The following is a 14,749-nucleotide window of genomic DNA, read 5'->3' as shown; positions in this document are numbered from 1 at the left end:
GCGCCGATGGTAGTTGGGGGTTTCCCCCTGTGAGAGTAGGACGTCGCTAGGCAAAGTAAAAAACCGGTACCTTCCGAGGTAGCGGTTTTTTTGTGATCTTTTTTAAGGGTTTGAACAGGAGCGAAGCGGAAACAAGACCATTAAGAGGTTATAAAGCTATTCATATTTTGAACCCGAACCCCCAAATGGGAGCCATTCCACTGACGTTGAATGGCTCTTTTCTGTTGGAGAGGGATTCTTTAGAGGAAGTCGATCAAAAAGGAGTCGGTTCGTTCAGCAAGTAAACTTGCGAGTGAGACGGCTTTGAGCGATAAATATTCGAAAGCACCTCTCGAACAAAACCTAGTTTCATTCCCCTACTTAACTTGCTTAATGAGACACCACACGATCATAACTCACCTAAATGGGAGCCATCACTGACGCTACATTATTAAAGAAGCCTAAATTTAAAAGTTCAACTATTGAGATAGCAGTGGTCAACAGTAAGAAAATCTATATTGATGTATAATAAAGCTATATGAAAAGTGTGAGGGATTAGGAATGAATGAACGGCCAATAGTAGAAGCAATGAAACGTTTTTATGAAAATCAAAATAGCTCGTTTCATGTGCCAGGACATAAACATGGAGCATTGTCTGAGTTGCCACGTGCTTTCAAAGATGTGATGAAGTTTGATTATACCGAGCTCAGTGGACTTGATGATTACCACCATCCAGAAGAAGTCATAGAAGAAGCACAAGCATTGTTGGCAAAAACCTACGGTGCGCAACACAGTTATTTTCTGGTGAATGGTTCTACCGTTGGAAATTTAGCCATGGTGTATGCAACTTGTGGGGAAGGCGATCGGGTACTGGTGCAACGCAATGCACATAAGTCGGTATTTCATGCACTTGAACTAGTAGGTGCTCAACCAGTGTTTTTAACACCTCAATGGGATGAAGAGACATATACGCCTTCACACGTCAGTTTGACTACTGTATCGGCGGCTATCGACTATTACCCAGATGCCAAAGCAATTATTTTAACGCATCCCACTTATTATGGCGTTACAAATCCTGAGATGGTTGAAACGATTCGTTTGACGCAAGCGCACGGAATTCCTGTTCTTGTTGATGAAGCGCATGGAGCGCATTTTATAGGAAAAGGCGAATTTCCGATATCTTCACTTGAAATGGGGGCAGATGTGGTTGTCCAGTCAGCTCATAAAACTCTACCCGCTTTAACAATGGGTTCATATCTACATATTAACTCAAGTCTAGTGTCCAAAGATAAAGTGAATCGTTATTTGCGCATGCTTCAATCTAGTAGCCCATCATATCTTATACTCGCTTCGTTGGATGATGCGCGGCATTTTATTGGAACGTATGCGCATGAAGATCACCAGTTGTTTATTAAGACTCGTCAGCAGTTTTTGAATAGCTTGAAAACCATATCTTCACTTGAAGTTATAGAAGTCGATGACCCATTGAAATTAATCTTAAGGGTACCCCATCATACCGGTTTTACTTTGCAAAAACAGTTGGAGCGCGAAGGGATTTATGTAGAGCTTGCAGACCCAGAGCAAGTATTGATGATTTTACCATTATTAAAAGCGAGACATCACTTTCCTTTTGCAGAAATACGAAAGAAAATAAAAGCTGCTGTTGAAAAATGTTCTAATCAGCAAAGAGATAAAGTGGAAATTGATTATTCGCATGAAATAGAAGCACTTTCAACTTTGGCTGTTCCATATAAAGAGCTACAGGCATCAGACAGTGAATGGATTTCATTTACCAAAGCAAACGGCCGAATTTGTGCAGGAATGGTCATTCCTTATCCGCCAGGCATTCCCTTATTTGTCCGCGGGGAAAAAATTACAACGAATAAATTGAAGATGCTTGCTGATTATTTAGCGAGTGGTGCAACAATTCAAGGTGAGCATGATTTGAGCCGAAAACAGTTGCTTGTCTTGAAGGAGGAAAAAGTATGAACAACCAGGGATTTTTTATAACGATTGAAGGACCAGAAGGCGCAGGAAAAACAACAGTGATGAGTGATGTCGTTGCTCAATTAACAAAAGAAGGATATGACATCGTATCAACACGTGAACCGGGTGGCATTCGTATTTCAGAGCATATACGTGAAGTCATACTAAATAACGAATACACGGAAATGGACGGACGTACGGAAGCTCTACTATATGCAGCAGCGCGAAGACAACACTTGGTGGAGAAAATCGAGCCCGCATTAAATGAAAATAAAATCGTTTTGTGTGATCGATTCATTGACGCCTCCCTTGCATATCAAGGACACGCTCGTGGGCTGGGAATTGACGAAGTTCTTTCCATCAATGAGTTCGCTATTGGTAAATTAATGCCTCACTTAACCTTATTGTTTGATTTGGAGCCTTCATTAGGACTCAAAAGGATTGCAAAACATGATGAGAGGGAAAAGAATAGACTAGACGTAGAAAGCTTGGCATTTCATGAAGCAGTCAGAGAAGGTTACCGGGAAGTCGTTAGAAGATATCCTGAACGAATACATGTGGTGGATGCTTCAAAATCACAGGAAGAAGTAACGGAATACGTACTGAATGTTCTGAAAAATTCTCTTTCTTCACGTATGAAATGAACAAACTTTTCATGTTATAATAGTAGGAAGAACTTCCGGAAAAGGGGTCGAGTTGATGAAGCTTATAGTGGCTGTGGTGCAAGATCAAGATAGTAACCGTTTATCAAGCGCACTAACGAAGGGTGACTTTCGTGCAACCAAATTAGCAAGTACTGGTGGTTTTTTACGATCAGGCAATACGACGTTTTTAATCGGTACCGAAGATGAATTAATACCGAAAGCATTGGATTTAATTCGTGATAATTGTCGTTCTCGTGAGCAGATGGTTGCTCCGGTATCGCCAATGGGCGGTAACGCTGACTCATACATTCCATATCCTGTAGAAGTTGAAGTAGGGGGAGCGACAGTATTTGTGCTTCCGATTGAACAGTTCCATCATTTTTAGACTTATTACCATATTGCACTTATGAAACAATTTTATTTAGCTACACACGAAAAATCCCGTGTTTTCCGGATGTCCGGAGCACGGGTTTTTTCAAAAAGAAAGGGTGAGCAACTTCATGGATGCAAACCAAAATGATGTCAGACAGTTACAGCCAGTTGTAATGAAACAACTTCAAACGGTATTTCAAAAGAATCGTGTTGCTCATGCGTATCTTTTTGAAGGAGCGAAAGGAACAGGCAAAGTAGCGGTCATGCGATCGTTTGTGAAATTATTATTATGTGAACAACCCGTACAAAATGTTTCATGTGAAACGTGCCGAGGGTGCAGAAGATTTGAATCTGGCAACCATCCAAACTTTATTCAAATCGAACCGGATGGACAAGATATTAAAAAAGATCAAATGCTGCAGTTAATATATGAGATGAATAAAACAGGCCTTGAAGCTGGTCGTAAAATATATGTGCTCCACCGGGCAGATCGCTTAAACGCATCTGCTGCGAATACATTGCTTAAATTTTTGGAAGAACCTGAAGGATTGATAACAGCGATATTATTGACGGAAAAACCACATGCGATTTTACCGACAATCCGTTCGCGTAGTCAAATTATTTCTTTCCCAGCTATTCCCTATGAAGAACGAGTAAAAGTGCTGATAGGTGAAGGTTTAACAGCATCTATGGCGGCAACTGTTTCTATGCTGACGAACGATTTGGAAGAATCTTTACAGTTGGCAAAAGATGAGCAGTTTGCACAGGTCCGAAAAACAGTGTTAAAATTAGTAGAGGCAGTCGAATCCAATGTACATGAAGCGATGTTGATCGTACATGAGGAATGGTTACCTTTGTTAAAAGAGAAAGAAGAAACAGAACAAGCATTGGATTTACTTTTATTCGCATACCGCGATTTAGTATCAGTTAAGGCTAATAGTGATTCAGCATACGCGTATCCTGATTTTTTGCCCTTTTATCAACAACGTGCACTTCATACTACATATGAGCACTTGTCTAATAAAATAGAGGCGATATTAAAAGCGAAGCAACAACTGCATCGTAATATGAATCGGACGCTGTTAATGGAACAGTTAATGCTGAATCTGCAGGAGGGGTTTTCGTTTGTATAACGTGGTAGGTGTCCGCTTTAAGAAAGCGGGTAAAATATATTATTTTGATCCAGCTGATTTTCCTTTAGAAAAAGATCAGTATGTTATAGTTGAGACAGCAAGAGGGGTAGAATATGGGAAGGTCGTTGTTCCTGTAAAACAAGTGGAGGAACACGATGTGGTGTTGCCGCTTAAACAAGTCGTACGTCCCGCTGATGAGCGTGATCGTCTTCAAGTTGATGAGAACCAACTTGAGTCGCAACATGCCTTTGAGCTAGGAACAGAGAAGATTGTTGAACACACATTGGATATGAAGCTGGTCGATGTGGAATATACATTTGACCGAAATAAAATCATCTTTTATTTCACAGCCGAAGGTCGAGTTGACTTCCGTGATCTGGTAAAGGATTTAGCTTCTGTATTCAGAACTCGAATCGAGCTACGTCAAATTGGGGTACGAGACGAAGCAAAAATGCTTGGTGGTATCGGACCATGTGGCCGTATGTTATGTTGTTCAACATTTTTAGGTGATTTTGAACCTGTTTCAATCAAAATGGCCAAAGATCAAAACCTTTCCCTTAACCCATCAAAAATATCGGGTTTATGCGGCAGGTTGATGTGCTGTTTAAAATACGAAAATGACGAGTATGAAACAGCAAAAGAGTTAATGCCAGATATGGGTGCGCGAATTTCTACACCGGATGGCAAAGGAAAAGTCGTCGGAATTAACTTATTGGAACGCGTGATGCAAGTTGAATTAGCTGAGCAACAACGTGTGCTAGACTATACATTAGAAGAAATTCAGCAGTTTGCAGAAAACCAAGTGTAATGGACTGAACAACGAGGTGATGTACGTGAAAGATCGTAATTTTTTGGATACGGTCATGGAGTTTGAACAGCAACTTGAATCATTGCAAGGGCAGTTCCATGCACTTAAAGAGTTCGTGGCTTTGATGATGGAAGAACATCAGTCTTTGCAACAAGAGAACTTCCTTCTTCGGACGCGTTTGGATGAAATTCATGCGGCGGAAGAAGCAGTCCTGAAACAGTCCGAACTGAATGCAAAAAAATTAAGCCGGATTGATATTGGAGAAGGTTACGATAACTTGGCAAGATTGTATCAAGAAGGGTTCCATGTGTGTCATGTGCACTTTGGAAGCTCACGTAAAGGCGAAGATTGTTTGTTCTGCCTTTCATTTTTAAATAAACAAAACGGGTGATGAAAGACTGATTCCACTTCAACAAGTGGATGTCGGTCTTTTGTTATGTCGGAGGGTTAAATAATGGAAATCGACTTACAAGATGATGAAAGATTAGACTACTTACTTGCAGAGGATCTACGGATTATTCAGAGTCCGTCTGTGTTCTCCTTCTCATTAGATGCAGTACTGCTTGCCAAATTTACTTATGTACCGATTAAACAAGGGTCAATCGTTGATTTATGTTCTGGAAACGGTGTTATTCCTTTATTTCTAAGTGCAAGAACGAAAGCTAAGATTACAGGTGTGGAATTACAACAACGTTTAGCAGATATGGCTAATAGAAGCGTGAGCTATAATCAATTAAATGACCAAATAACGATTGTTGAAGGGGATGTCAAAACCATTCCCAAAGATCTTGGGATTGAAAAACATGATGTGGTAACGTGTAATCCTCCTTATTTTCCTGCGCATGAAGCAAGTAATAAAAACTTGAAAGAACATTTAGCGATTGCCCGACACGAACTTCATTTAACTTTAGACGAAGCCGTTCAATCTGCAAGTCAGTTGCTGAAACAAGGTGGAAAAGCGGCATTTGTTCATCGACCAGGCCGATTGTTAGATATCGTGACGGCAATGAGAGCAAATCGACTGGAGCCAAAACGCATTCGCTTTGTTTATCCGAAAGAAGGAAAAGAAGCGAACACCTTATTAATAGAAGGAATCAAAGATGGAAAACCCGATTTAAAAATTCTTCCTCCTTTGTATGTGTACGATGAAAAAGGTGAATATACGGAAGAAGTGCGTGAGATGCTTTATGGAGAGAACTAACGAGCATATTTTTTATGTGTTGGAATGTTCCGATGGCTCCTATTATGCCGGTTATACCAATGACTTAACAAAACGTATAAACGTCCATAACAACGGCAAAGGCGCCAAGTATACTCGGGCAAGACTGCCGGTTACATGTATTTATCAGGAAGCATTCGAAACGAAACAACTGGCGATGAAAGCGGAGTATGCATTTAAACAGTTGAAGAAGAGTGAGAAAATAGTCTATATGGCAAATGGAATGAGAGGTGAACGATAATGCATGCACAAAAGAGTTTTTCAGGAAAATCGACTACTGGTATATTGTATTTGGTGGCGACACCTATTGGAAACTTGGAGGATATGACCGTTCGCGCGATTCGTATGATGAAAGAAGCGGATTATATTGCTGCCGAAGATACACGTAATACGAAGAAACTGTGTAATTACTTTGAAATTGATACACCACTCATTAGCTACCATGAGCATAACTTGGAATATAGCGGGGACAAGCTTTTAGAGCTTCTGCGTAATGGAAAGAATATTGCACTTGTCAGTGATGCTGGTTTACCGTGCATTTCCGATCCAGGAGCGGATATTGTGGCAAAAGCGGTTGCAGAGAATTTATCCGTCGTGCCGATTCCTGGTGCGAATGCTGCATTAAGTGCGTTAATATCATCTGGACTTTCAACCTTGGCTTTTACTTTTTATGGTTTTCTCCCAAGGCAAAAGAAAGATCGAAAAGCTACACTTGAAGCCATTCAATACCACAAAGAAACGATGCTGTTTTACGAAGCTCCTCATCGACTAAAAGAAACACTGCGGGATGCTCAACAAATACTGGGTTCTTCACGAAAAGTAGTGTTGGCGCGGGAAGTGACAAAGAAATTCGAAGAGTTTGTAAGAGGGACTTTGGAAGAAGCTGTGGCTTGGGCAGAGAAGGAAGAAGTGCGTGGCGAATTTGTAATGGTTATTGAAGGTTCTACAGAAGAAAATCCGGATGAAACTGAAAAATGGTGGATCAATTTATCCATAACTGAGCATGTTAACCATGTGATAGAAAATCAGTCGCTTTCTTCGAAAGAAGCCATTAAAGTTGTGGCCAAGGACAGAGATCTACCGAAGCGGGATGTGTATCAACAGTATCATATTGAAGAATAAAAAAAATCCGGAGTGACAAATAGTCGCCCCGGATTTTGAAATTATTTAGTCAAGTTAGTTTGAATTTCTTTTACCAACAAGTCTGCGCCTTCTGGGCTTAAGATCAGTTTTCCGCCTACTAAACGTAGGTTGTCATCTGATACTTCACCAGTTACAGCACAAGTCATGTTTGGCAGGTATTTTTTCAAGATGATTTTATCGTCATCCACGTAAATTTCCAATGCGTCTTTTTCAGCAATGCCAAGTGTACGGCGAAGCTCTATTGGAATAACTACGCGTCCTAATTCATCAACTTTACGAACGATTCCTGTAGATTTCATGAAAAGTACTCCTCTCGAATTATAAAAGTAATTCGTCAAATTTCGACATTTCTTTCTTGTCTGTTATTTATCATACCAAGTACTGGCAGCTACGTCAATAAAAATTACTTCCAATTCATAGTAATAATTGTTAATAATATGATATTTTATAGTCAAAATATAATATATTTGATATATGAATTAATATATGTCAATAATATGGCAATAATTGAAAAAAACTGGGTACTCAAATCCCGTAATTATTATTCGACATTTTTCGTCAATTATACATCATTGAAACAATTCTGGTACTCAGATAGAATAGTATTACTACTTTATTGGCACGAAAGGGCGAATTTAATTGAACAACCAAAGAAATTCTTTTTATATTACGACTCCAATTTATTACCCAAGCGGTAAATTCCATATAGGGACTGCTTATACAACAGTGGCTTCTGATGCGATGGCTCGCTATAAGCGTTTACGTGGTTTTGATGTTCATTTTTTAACGGGAATGGATGAGCATGGCCAAAAGATTCAAGAGAAAGCACAAGAAGCTGGAAAAGATCCACAATCTTATGTAGATGAAATTGCAGAAGCTTCCAAGCAAGTTTGGGAATTGATGGACATTTCCAATGACGATTTTATTCGAACAACTGAACAGCGCCATAAAGATGGTGTCGAAAAGATTTTCCAGTTATTCCTTGATAACGGCGATATTTACAAAGGTGAATATGAAGGATGGTATTGCACTCCGTGTGAATCTTTCTTTACTGAATCACAATTGGAAAATGGAAACTGTCCAGACTGTGGACGTCCTGTGAAAAAAGTCAAAGAAGAATCATATTTCTTCAATATGAAAAAATATGCTGACCGCTTGCTAAACTATTATGAAAATAACGTTGAATTTATTGAACCTGAGTCTAGAAAAAATGAAATGATCAATAACTTCATCAAACCAGGGTTGGAAGATTTATCGGTGTCCCGAACATCATTTGATTGGGGAATACGAGTACCTGGAGACGCAAAACATGTAATCTATGTATGGGTAGATGCTTTATCAAACTATATTACAGCACTCGGCTATAAGTCGGATGATGAATCGTTATTTAATAAGTTCTGGCCTGCTGATGTACATGTCGTTGGAAAAGACATTGTGAGATTCCATACGATTTACTGGCCTATTTTCTTGATGGCTTTGGATTTACCGTTACCGAAAAAAGTGTTTGCACATGGCTTTATCATGATGAAAGACGGGAAAATGTCAAAGTCTAAAGGCAATGTTGTCACACCGGAATTATTAGTAAATCGTTATGGATTGGATGCTACACGTTATTTCTTATTACGTGAGTTGCCGTTCGGTTCCGATGGCGTCTTTTCACCAGAGTCTTTTGTGGAACGCACCAACTATGACTTGGCAAATGATTTAGGAAACTTACTGAATCGTACTGTTTCCATGATGAATAAGTATTTTGATGGTGTGATTCCGACAGAAGGAAATGAACCTACAGAATTTGATGCGACATTACAAGCGCATGCAAAAGAAGTGAAAGAAAAGTATGAAGCAAGTATGGAGAAAATGCAGTTCAGTATCGTGTTAAGCGATTTATGGTCTCTTGTTTCTCGTACGAATAAATACATTGACGAAACGCAACCATGGGTACTGGCTAAAGAAGAATCAGACAAACCAAAATTAGGTTCAGTTATGTGGAACTTGGCTGAAAGCCTTCGTAAAATAGCCGTTTACTTGCAACCGTTCATGACAAACGCTCCAAAACAAATTGCTGAGCAACTAGGTTTGTCTGCAGATGCATTGACTTGGGAATCACTTGAAAACGCATCAATCATTGCAAGTGGTACAAAAGTGATTGAAAAAGGCGTACCGATTTTCCCAAGGCTAGAAGTGGAGACAGAAATTACGTATATTCAAGAACAAATGCGTGGTCCGGTAAAAGTGGAAGAAGCGGTAGTGGCAGAATCTGTAAAAGAAGATGCTCCAGATGTTCCAGAAATAACAATCGACGAGTTCATGAATGTGGACTTGCGAGTTGCAACGGTTACGGCATGTGAAGCAATCCCTAAAGCAGATAAATTATTGAAGCTGCAGGTAGATTTGGGATACGAGCAACGCCAAGTAGTTTCAGGTATTGCAAAGAGTTATAAACCCGAAGAATTAGTAGGCAAGAAAGTGATTGTTGTAGCCAATTTGAAACCTGTTAAACTGCGCGGAGAACTGTCACAAGGTATGATTCTTGCTGGAGAAAAAGATGGATATTTAACATTGGCAACGGTCGATGAAAAACTCGTAAACGGTGCAAAAGTAAAATAAAACAACATCTAAAAAGCCTGTTCAGCAATTGCTGGACAGGCTTTTTCCTTGTAACGATCATTTGTAACGTGCTATTCTTTTGAAAGTTTAGGTCGTTCGAATCACTGGAATTATAATACAATTAAAAGTAATTACCATTTTTAGGTTATTTAGTCCTGAATGTTATGAGAAATACATGCAACCGTCATCAAGTTGTTACGAAACAGAGATGTCAGAAATATTTATTGAATCTAAAATAGAGATTATGTGAGGCGATTAATTATGTACATAGATACACATGTTCATTTAAATGCAGATCAATACGATGAAGATTTACAAGAAGTCATTGAACGAGCTCTCGAAGCAAAAGTTAACCATATGGTCGTCATTGGTTTCGACCGAAAAACAATTAAGCGAGCAATTGCATTAGCGGAACAATATGAGTTTATTTATGCAGTTGTAGGTTGGCATCCAGTAGATGCTATTGATTGTACAGAAGAAGATTTACTATGGATTGAAGAATTAGCAGCACATCCAAAAGTTGTGGCAATTGGAGAAACCGGACTTGATTATCATTGGGACAAATCACCTCATGATGTGCAACAGGAATTATTTAGAAAACAAATTCGTTTGGCACAAAAAGTGAATTTGCCTATAGTCATTCATAACCGTGATGCGACTGAAGATGTCATCCGTATCCTGCAGGAAGAAAAGGCCGAAACAACGGGTGGCGTCATGCATTGTTACGGTGGCAGTGTTGAAACCGCAAAAATCTGTATCGAGATGAATTTCATGATCTCACTCGGTGGTCCTGTAACGTTTAAAAATGCCAAGAAGCCGAAAGAAGTTGCTGCAGAAATTCCACTTGAGTATTTATTGATCGAAACGGATGCCCCGTACTTAGCACCTCATCCACATAGAGGAAAACGCAATGAACCGGCACTTGTAACACTAGTAGCAGAAGAAATTGCTCGTCTGAAAAACATTCCAGTTGAGGAAGTAGGCAAAGTCACAACTGAAAATGCCATAAAATTTTACAAATTACCTGTATAAAAAATGGAACCGTCTCCAATACTTGGACAGAGGAGGTTCTTTCAACCTGAATTGTTTGACTAATTTCGAATGGTTGACAGGCATTTTTGTAATCTATATAATCACACGAGTGATAAGGAGGCGTTTTTCATGTCAAATAATTCCATGAAAAACCTGTTCACCAAAACATTGAGGAATAAGCAATTAGGAATAGTAGCAATCGCAATTATCTTAATTGTTTCTGTCATATCAGCCGTTCTTTTCGTAGGAACGAAACAAACTGTCGCTTTGACGGTTAATGGTAAACAACAAGAAGTTCACACCCATGCAGATACAGTTGGAGCCTTATTGAATGAACAAGATATTCAAGTTTCCAACGCTGATTTAGTATCACCCTCATTGAACACGAAAATAGAAGAAGGACTTTCTATTAAGTGGGAACAGGCAAAAAAAATTACGATTACAGTTGATGGGAAAAAACAAATGATCCAAACAACTGCCGATCAAGTTAGTGAAGTTTTAGCAGAAGCAAAGATTGAAGTTTCTGAGCAAGATAAGTTAACACCTGGGCTTGATGCCAAGGTCGGACCCGATACAAACATTGCGATTGAAAAAGCGTTCCAAGTAACGCTCGTAGATGGTGTCAATGAAATGAAGGTTTGGTCCACTTCGACTACGGTCGCTGACTTTTTAAAACAACAAGAGATTCAAATGAATGAATTTGATCGTGTCGAACAAAGAATGGATGAGCTAGTGATTCCAAACGATGTTATACAAGTCGTTCGCGTAGAAAAAGTCACCGATGTAGTGGAAGCAGCAACGAATTTCGCTGTGGAAACACGTAAAGATAAGAACCTGTTAAAAGGTAAAGAAAAAGTTGTACAAGAAGGAAAACAAGGGTCCATAAAACGCACTTATGAAATTATTTCTGAAAATGGTAAACAGGTCGCTCGTATTCTAAAAGGCGAAGAAGTAATTAGTGAACCAGCAAAGAAAGTCGTGGCTGTTGGAACGAAAGTTGTTACGGCAAGCGTTTCACGTGGTACTTCAAGTTCGGATAGTTCATCAGAACCTGACGGAAAAGAATTTTATGTATCTGCAACAGCCTATACAGCTTATTGTAATGGTTGCTCGGGTATTACCGCTACGGGTATCGATTTACGTTCAAATCCACATTTAAAAGTAATTGCGGTAGACCCGCGCGTTATTCCTTTAGGTTCAAAGGTTTGGGTTGAAGGCTATGGGCACGCTGTAGCTGGAGATACGGGCGGAGCAATAAAAGGAATGAAGATTGACTTATTCATGCCTACGACAGATCAAGCATTTGGCTTTGGTCGTAAACAAGTTCGAATTAAAGTTTTAGATTAATTAAATCCCAGCTTTCCCCATTTTTGAGGGAAAGCTTTTTGTCGTTAGAGGAACAAAGGTGGTCGGCTATTTCTTTCGCTTTCCGCGGACGAAACTTCCAGCACCGGTGTTGGGCTATCATGGCCTGCTTCGCTTTTCTGTGTACAATGGGGCTGTGCGGAAGTAAAATAGGCAAAGAAGCAGTTGGAAATGAGGCAATGAATCGTGTTTATTGAAGAAGTAATAGTGGTGGAAGGAAAAGATGATACGACTGCTATTAAGCGTGCTGTGAAAGCAGATACGATTGAAACGAATGGTTCTGCTATTTCGCCAGAGACCATCAAGCGTATTCAGCATGCTCAAAATAAAAGAGGGGTCATTGTTTTTACGGATCCCGATTATCCTGGCAGACGAATACGTGCCATTATTGAAGAGCAGGTACCAGGTGTAAAGCATGCATTCTTACCGAAAGAAAAAACCATTGCGAAAAATGGAAAAGGTCTTGGAATTGAGCATGCTGCGGACGAAGATATACGCCAAGCGCTTTTAAATGTATATACACCGAGGAATACATTGAATCAAATAGAAGAAATTCCACTTCACCAATTGATGGAAGCTCGATTAATTGGGCATCCTAGTTCTAAAGCCCGTCGTGATCGACTGGGTGAGCTATTGCAGATTGGTTATACGAATGGCAAACAACTACAAAAAAGACTATCAATGTTCCAAATTGAAAGCGGGCAATTTGAAAAAGCTTTAGCACAATTGGATCAGGAGGGCATACATGAGTAAAGATATTGCAACCCCAAAACGCACGCAGGAAATATTAAAAAAATACGGTTTTTCATTTAAAAAGAGTTTAGGACAAAATTTCTTAATCGATCCGAACGTACTTCATAACATTGTCAGCCATGCAAAGTTGACAAAAGAGTCGGCTGCCATTGAAATCGGTCCCGGAATTGGTGCGTTGACAGAGCATTTAGCACGCACTGCTGGTCAAGTGGTTGCTTTTGAGATTGACCAACGCCTGTTACCAGTGTTGGAAGATACGCTGTCTCCATACGATAACGTTGAGATTGTCCATTCGGATGTGTTAAAAGCCAATGTGTCAGAAGTAATGCAGGATAAATTGGCTGGATTCAAGGATGTTATGGTCGTAGCAAACTTGCCATACTATGTAACTACACCGATTCTTATTAAGTTGCTTATGGAAAAATTACCGATTCGCGGAATGGTTGTCATGATGCAGAAAGAAGTGGCGGATCGTATTACAGCTTCGCCTAGTACAAAAGCTTATGGTTCATTGTCCATCGCGATTCAGTACTATATGAAGGCTGAAATTGCCATGACCGTTCCAAAAACAGTCTTTATTCCACAACCTAATGTCGACTCAGCTGTCATTAAGTTAACGAGGCATGAGACGGCTCCTGTAAATGTTTTGGATGAAGATTTCTTATTCACGGTATCTCGTTCTTCTTTTGCCCAACGCAGGAAAACAATTCTAAACAATCTACAGTCTCAACTTCCACACGGGAAAGAAAAGAAAGATTTGATTTTAGCGGCCTTGGAAGGTGCGAATATTGATCCTACTCGTCGAGGGGAAACATTAACCATTCAGGAATTTGGAAAATTAGCAGATTTATTGCTGCCAGATTTCAAGGAAATTGCGACTTTATAACAAACTTGGCACACTTATTAATAAAAATTACAGTTTAATTATAAGAATTTTATTGACAAGTGCTTTTGTTCATTGTTAAAATAATAAATTTGGTTGACAAATATTTGTGGATATGGTATGCTTATGACTAAGTGAGGTGTAAGCGAAATGCCAAAAACTTTAGCCGATATTAAAAAGTCTTTAGATTGTCATTTAGGTAAACGTTTGCAATTAAAAGCAAACGGTGGTCGCAAGAAAACGATTGAACGAGCAGGCGTTTTACGTGAAACGTATCATGCAGTGTTCGTAGTGGATCTTGATCAGGACGAGAACGCGTTTGAGCGTGTGTCTTACAGCTACACAGATATTTTAACTGAAGCAGTAGAAATTACAATTGTTGACGGAATGCAAGAACTTGTAGTCGTCAAATAATCTTTAGCACTTATGTACTTATATTTTAACAAGACACTCATGGAGGAATTCCTTCATGAGTGTTTTTTTGTTTTCAGTGCATACTAAACTTGTCAGTCCTCAAGAGGAGGAAAAACATGCCACGTAATCGTGTAATGTCGAATCATCTAAAAGAGGAAATTGCGAAAGAACTTGGATTTTATGATGTCGTTACGCGTGACGGTTGGGGAGGCATCACCTCTCGTAATGCTGGAAACATGGTAAAACGAGCAGTTGAAATGGCACAGGCCGGATTAATGAACGGACAACAGTACAAGAAGTAAGTCGCAAACTAGATTTCTAATGGGACTGACACGGCGGAGCAATCCGCCTATTTTTATGAGAGCTATATTAACGGTCTCGCTTTCATGTAGGAAAGAGTAGATACTAAGA

The 14,749-nt window shown here is 39.5% G+C and carries 17 protein-coding genes; 16 read left to right on the top strand and 1 reads right to left on the bottom strand.

Annotated features, from left to right (window positions below; all coding sequences use genetic code 11):
* The first annotated feature begins 540 nt into the window (after nucleotides 1–540).
* From ACQKEV_RS17110 to rsmI, 9 genes are all read left to right on the top strand, one after another.
* Nucleotides 541–1,968 carry an aminotransferase class I/II-fold pyridoxal phosphate-dependent enzyme gene (locus ACQKEV_RS17110; RefSeq protein WP_427447979.1) on the top strand — a complete coding sequence of 476 codons (1,428 nt, stop codon included), beginning with the start codon at nucleotides 541–543 and terminating at the stop codon, nucleotides 1,966–1,968.
* A complete protein-coding gene (gene tmk, locus ACQKEV_RS17105) occupies nucleotides 1,965–2,609 on the top strand; it encodes a dTMP kinase (protein ID WP_427447981.1) in 645 nt (214 codons plus the stop codon). The genes ACQKEV_RS17110 and tmk overlap by 4 nt, the downstream gene beginning before the upstream one ends.
* A gap of 55 nt (nucleotides 2,610–2,664) precedes the next feature.
* Nucleotides 2,665–2,994, top strand: a complete 330-nt coding sequence (locus ACQKEV_RS17100; protein ID WP_269927547.1) for a cyclic-di-AMP receptor — start codon at nucleotides 2,665–2,667, stop codon at nucleotides 2,992–2,994.
* Between the two features lie 115 nt (nucleotides 2,995–3,109).
* A complete protein-coding gene (gene holB, locus ACQKEV_RS17095; protein ID WP_427447983.1) occupies nucleotides 3,110–4,114 on the top strand; it encodes a DNA polymerase III subunit delta' in 1,005 nt (334 codons plus the stop codon).
* Nucleotides 4,107–4,922, top strand: a complete 816-nt coding sequence (locus ACQKEV_RS17090; protein ID WP_427447984.1) for a PSP1 domain-containing protein — start codon at nucleotides 4,107–4,109, stop codon at nucleotides 4,920–4,922. Before holB ends, ACQKEV_RS17090 begins: the two co-directional genes overlap by 8 nt.
* 25 nt (nucleotides 4,923–4,947) lie before the next feature.
* A complete protein-coding gene (gene yabA, locus ACQKEV_RS17085; RefSeq protein ID WP_427447985.1) occupies nucleotides 4,948–5,313 on the top strand; it encodes a DNA replication initiation control protein YabA in 366 nt (121 codons plus the stop codon).
* Nucleotides 5,314–5,376: 63 nt separating this feature from the next.
* Nucleotides 5,377–6,123: a tRNA1(Val) (adenine(37)-N6)-methyltransferase gene (locus tag ACQKEV_RS17080; RefSeq protein WP_427447986.1), complete on the top strand. Its 747-nt coding sequence runs from the start codon at nucleotides 5,377–5,379 to the stop codon at nucleotides 6,121–6,123.
* Nucleotides 6,110–6,382, top strand: a complete 273-nt coding sequence (locus tag ACQKEV_RS17075) for a GIY-YIG nuclease family protein (RefSeq protein WP_427447988.1) — start codon at nucleotides 6,110–6,112, stop codon at nucleotides 6,380–6,382. Before ACQKEV_RS17080 ends, ACQKEV_RS17075 begins: the two co-directional genes overlap by 14 nt.
* Nucleotides 6,382–7,263: a 16S rRNA (cytidine(1402)-2'-O)-methyltransferase gene (rsmI, locus tag ACQKEV_RS17070; RefSeq protein ID WP_427447989.1), complete on the top strand. Its 882-nt coding sequence runs from the start codon at nucleotides 6,382–6,384 to the stop codon at nucleotides 7,261–7,263. The genes ACQKEV_RS17075 and rsmI overlap by 1 nt, the downstream gene beginning before the upstream one ends.
* Nucleotides 7,264–7,304: 41 nt before the next feature.
* On the opposite strand, the gene ACQKEV_RS17065 is transcribed toward rsmI, so the two are convergent.
* Nucleotides 7,305–7,583 carry an AbrB/MazE/SpoVT family DNA-binding domain-containing protein gene (locus ACQKEV_RS17065; RefSeq protein ID WP_427447991.1) on the bottom strand — a complete coding sequence of 93 codons (279 nt, stop codon included), beginning with the start codon at nucleotides 7,581–7,583 and terminating at the stop codon, nucleotides 7,305–7,307.
* 340 nt (nucleotides 7,584–7,923) lie between these two features.
* Between ACQKEV_RS17065 and metG the strand changes: the two genes are divergently transcribed.
* The 7 genes from metG to ACQKEV_RS17030 all read left to right on the top strand — a co-directional run bounded on the left by metG (nucleotide 7,924) and on the right by ACQKEV_RS17030 (nucleotide 14,640).
* Nucleotides 7,924–9,891 carry a methionine--tRNA ligase gene (gene metG / locus ACQKEV_RS17060; RefSeq protein ID WP_427447992.1) on the top strand — a complete coding sequence of 656 codons (1,968 nt, stop codon included), beginning with the start codon at nucleotides 7,924–7,926 and terminating at the stop codon, nucleotides 9,889–9,891.
* Nucleotides 9,892–10,152: 261 nt separating this feature from the next.
* The gene (locus ACQKEV_RS17055; protein WP_427447994.1) at nucleotides 10,153–10,923 is read left to right on the top strand and encodes a TatD family hydrolase; all 771 of its coding nucleotides are present in this window, start codon (nucleotides 10,153–10,155) and stop codon (nucleotides 10,921–10,923) included.
* Between the two features lie 129 nt (nucleotides 10,924–11,052).
* Complete coding sequence (locus ACQKEV_RS17050; RefSeq protein WP_427447996.1) at nucleotides 11,053–12,270, top strand: ubiquitin-like domain-containing protein; 1,218 nt, start codon at nucleotides 11,053–11,055, stop codon at nucleotides 12,268–12,270.
* A 204-nt stretch (nucleotides 12,271–12,474) separates the two neighbouring features.
* Nucleotides 12,475–13,041 carry a ribonuclease M5 gene (gene rnmV / locus ACQKEV_RS17045; RefSeq protein WP_427447998.1) on the top strand — a complete coding sequence of 189 codons (567 nt, stop codon included), beginning with the start codon at nucleotides 12,475–12,477 and terminating at the stop codon, nucleotides 13,039–13,041.
* Nucleotides 13,034–13,927 carry a 16S rRNA (adenine(1518)-N(6)/adenine(1519)-N(6))-dimethyltransferase RsmA gene (gene rsmA, locus ACQKEV_RS17040; protein WP_427448000.1) on the top strand — a complete coding sequence of 298 codons (894 nt, stop codon included), beginning with the start codon at nucleotides 13,034–13,036 and terminating at the stop codon, nucleotides 13,925–13,927. The genes rnmV and rsmA overlap by 8 nt, the downstream gene beginning before the upstream one ends.
* A gap of 147 nt (nucleotides 13,928–14,074) precedes the next feature.
* Entirely contained in the window at nucleotides 14,075–14,338 is a 264-nt protein-coding gene (gene veg, locus ACQKEV_RS17035; protein ID WP_016429962.1) for a biofilm formation stimulator Veg, read from the top strand.
* 116 nt (nucleotides 14,339–14,454) lie between these two features.
* On the top strand, nucleotides 14,455–14,640 hold the full coding sequence (locus ACQKEV_RS17030) for a small, acid-soluble spore protein, alpha/beta type (RefSeq protein WP_427448002.1): 186 nt from the start codon (nucleotides 14,455–14,457) through the stop codon (nucleotides 14,638–14,640).
* Nucleotides 14,641–14,749: the final 109 nt, after the last annotated feature.

This window comes from Paenisporosarcina sp. NPDC076907 (assembly GCF_050269735.1).
Classification (GTDB): domain Bacteria; phylum Bacillota; class Bacilli; order Bacillales_A; family Planococcaceae; genus Paenisporosarcina.
This window is presented reverse-complemented; position numbering and strand designations above follow the sequence as displayed.

What these genes read in the sequence shown, in the direction of transcription:
- ACQKEV_RS17055 (WP_427447994.1), top strand. Translation starts at nt 10,153, where the DNA reads ATGTACATAGATACACATGTTCATTTAAATGCAGATCAATACGATGAA.
- ACQKEV_RS17110 (WP_427447979.1), top strand. Translation starts at nt 541, where the DNA reads ATGAATGAACGGCCAATAGTAGAAGCAATGAAACGTTTTTATGAAAAT.
- ACQKEV_RS17050 (WP_427447996.1), top strand. Translation starts at nt 11,053, where the DNA reads ATGTCAAATAATTCCATGAAAAACCTGTTCACCAAAACATTGAGGAAT.
- ACQKEV_RS17065 (WP_427447991.1), bottom strand. Translation starts at nt 7,583, where the DNA reads ATGAAATCTACAGGAATCGTTCGTAAAGTTGATGAATTAGGACGCGTA.
- veg (WP_016429962.1), top strand. Translation starts at nt 14,075, where the DNA reads ATGCCAAAAACTTTAGCCGATATTAAAAAGTCTTTAGATTGTCATTTA.
- rsmI (WP_427447989.1), top strand. Translation starts at nt 6,382, where the DNA reads ATGCATGCACAAAAGAGTTTTTCAGGAAAATCGACTACTGGTATATTG.
- rsmA (WP_427448000.1), top strand. Translation starts at nt 13,034, where the DNA reads ATGAGTAAAGATATTGCAACCCCAAAACGCACGCAGGAAATATTAAAA.
- holB (WP_427447983.1), top strand. Translation starts at nt 3,110, where the DNA reads ATGGATGCAAACCAAAATGATGTCAGACAGTTACAGCCAGTTGTAATG.
- tmk (WP_427447981.1), top strand. Translation starts at nt 1,965, where the DNA reads ATGAACAACCAGGGATTTTTTATAACGATTGAAGGACCAGAAGGCGCA.
- ACQKEV_RS17080 (WP_427447986.1), top strand. Translation starts at nt 5,377, where the DNA reads ATGGAAATCGACTTACAAGATGATGAAAGATTAGACTACTTACTTGCA.
- ACQKEV_RS17030 (WP_427448002.1), top strand. Translation starts at nt 14,455, where the DNA reads ATGCCACGTAATCGTGTAATGTCGAATCATCTAAAAGAGGAAATTGCG.
- ACQKEV_RS17075 (WP_427447988.1), top strand. Translation starts at nt 6,110, where the DNA reads ATGGAGAGAACTAACGAGCATATTTTTTATGTGTTGGAATGTTCCGAT.
- ACQKEV_RS17100 (WP_269927547.1), top strand. Translation starts at nt 2,665, where the DNA reads ATGAAGCTTATAGTGGCTGTGGTGCAAGATCAAGATAGTAACCGTTTA.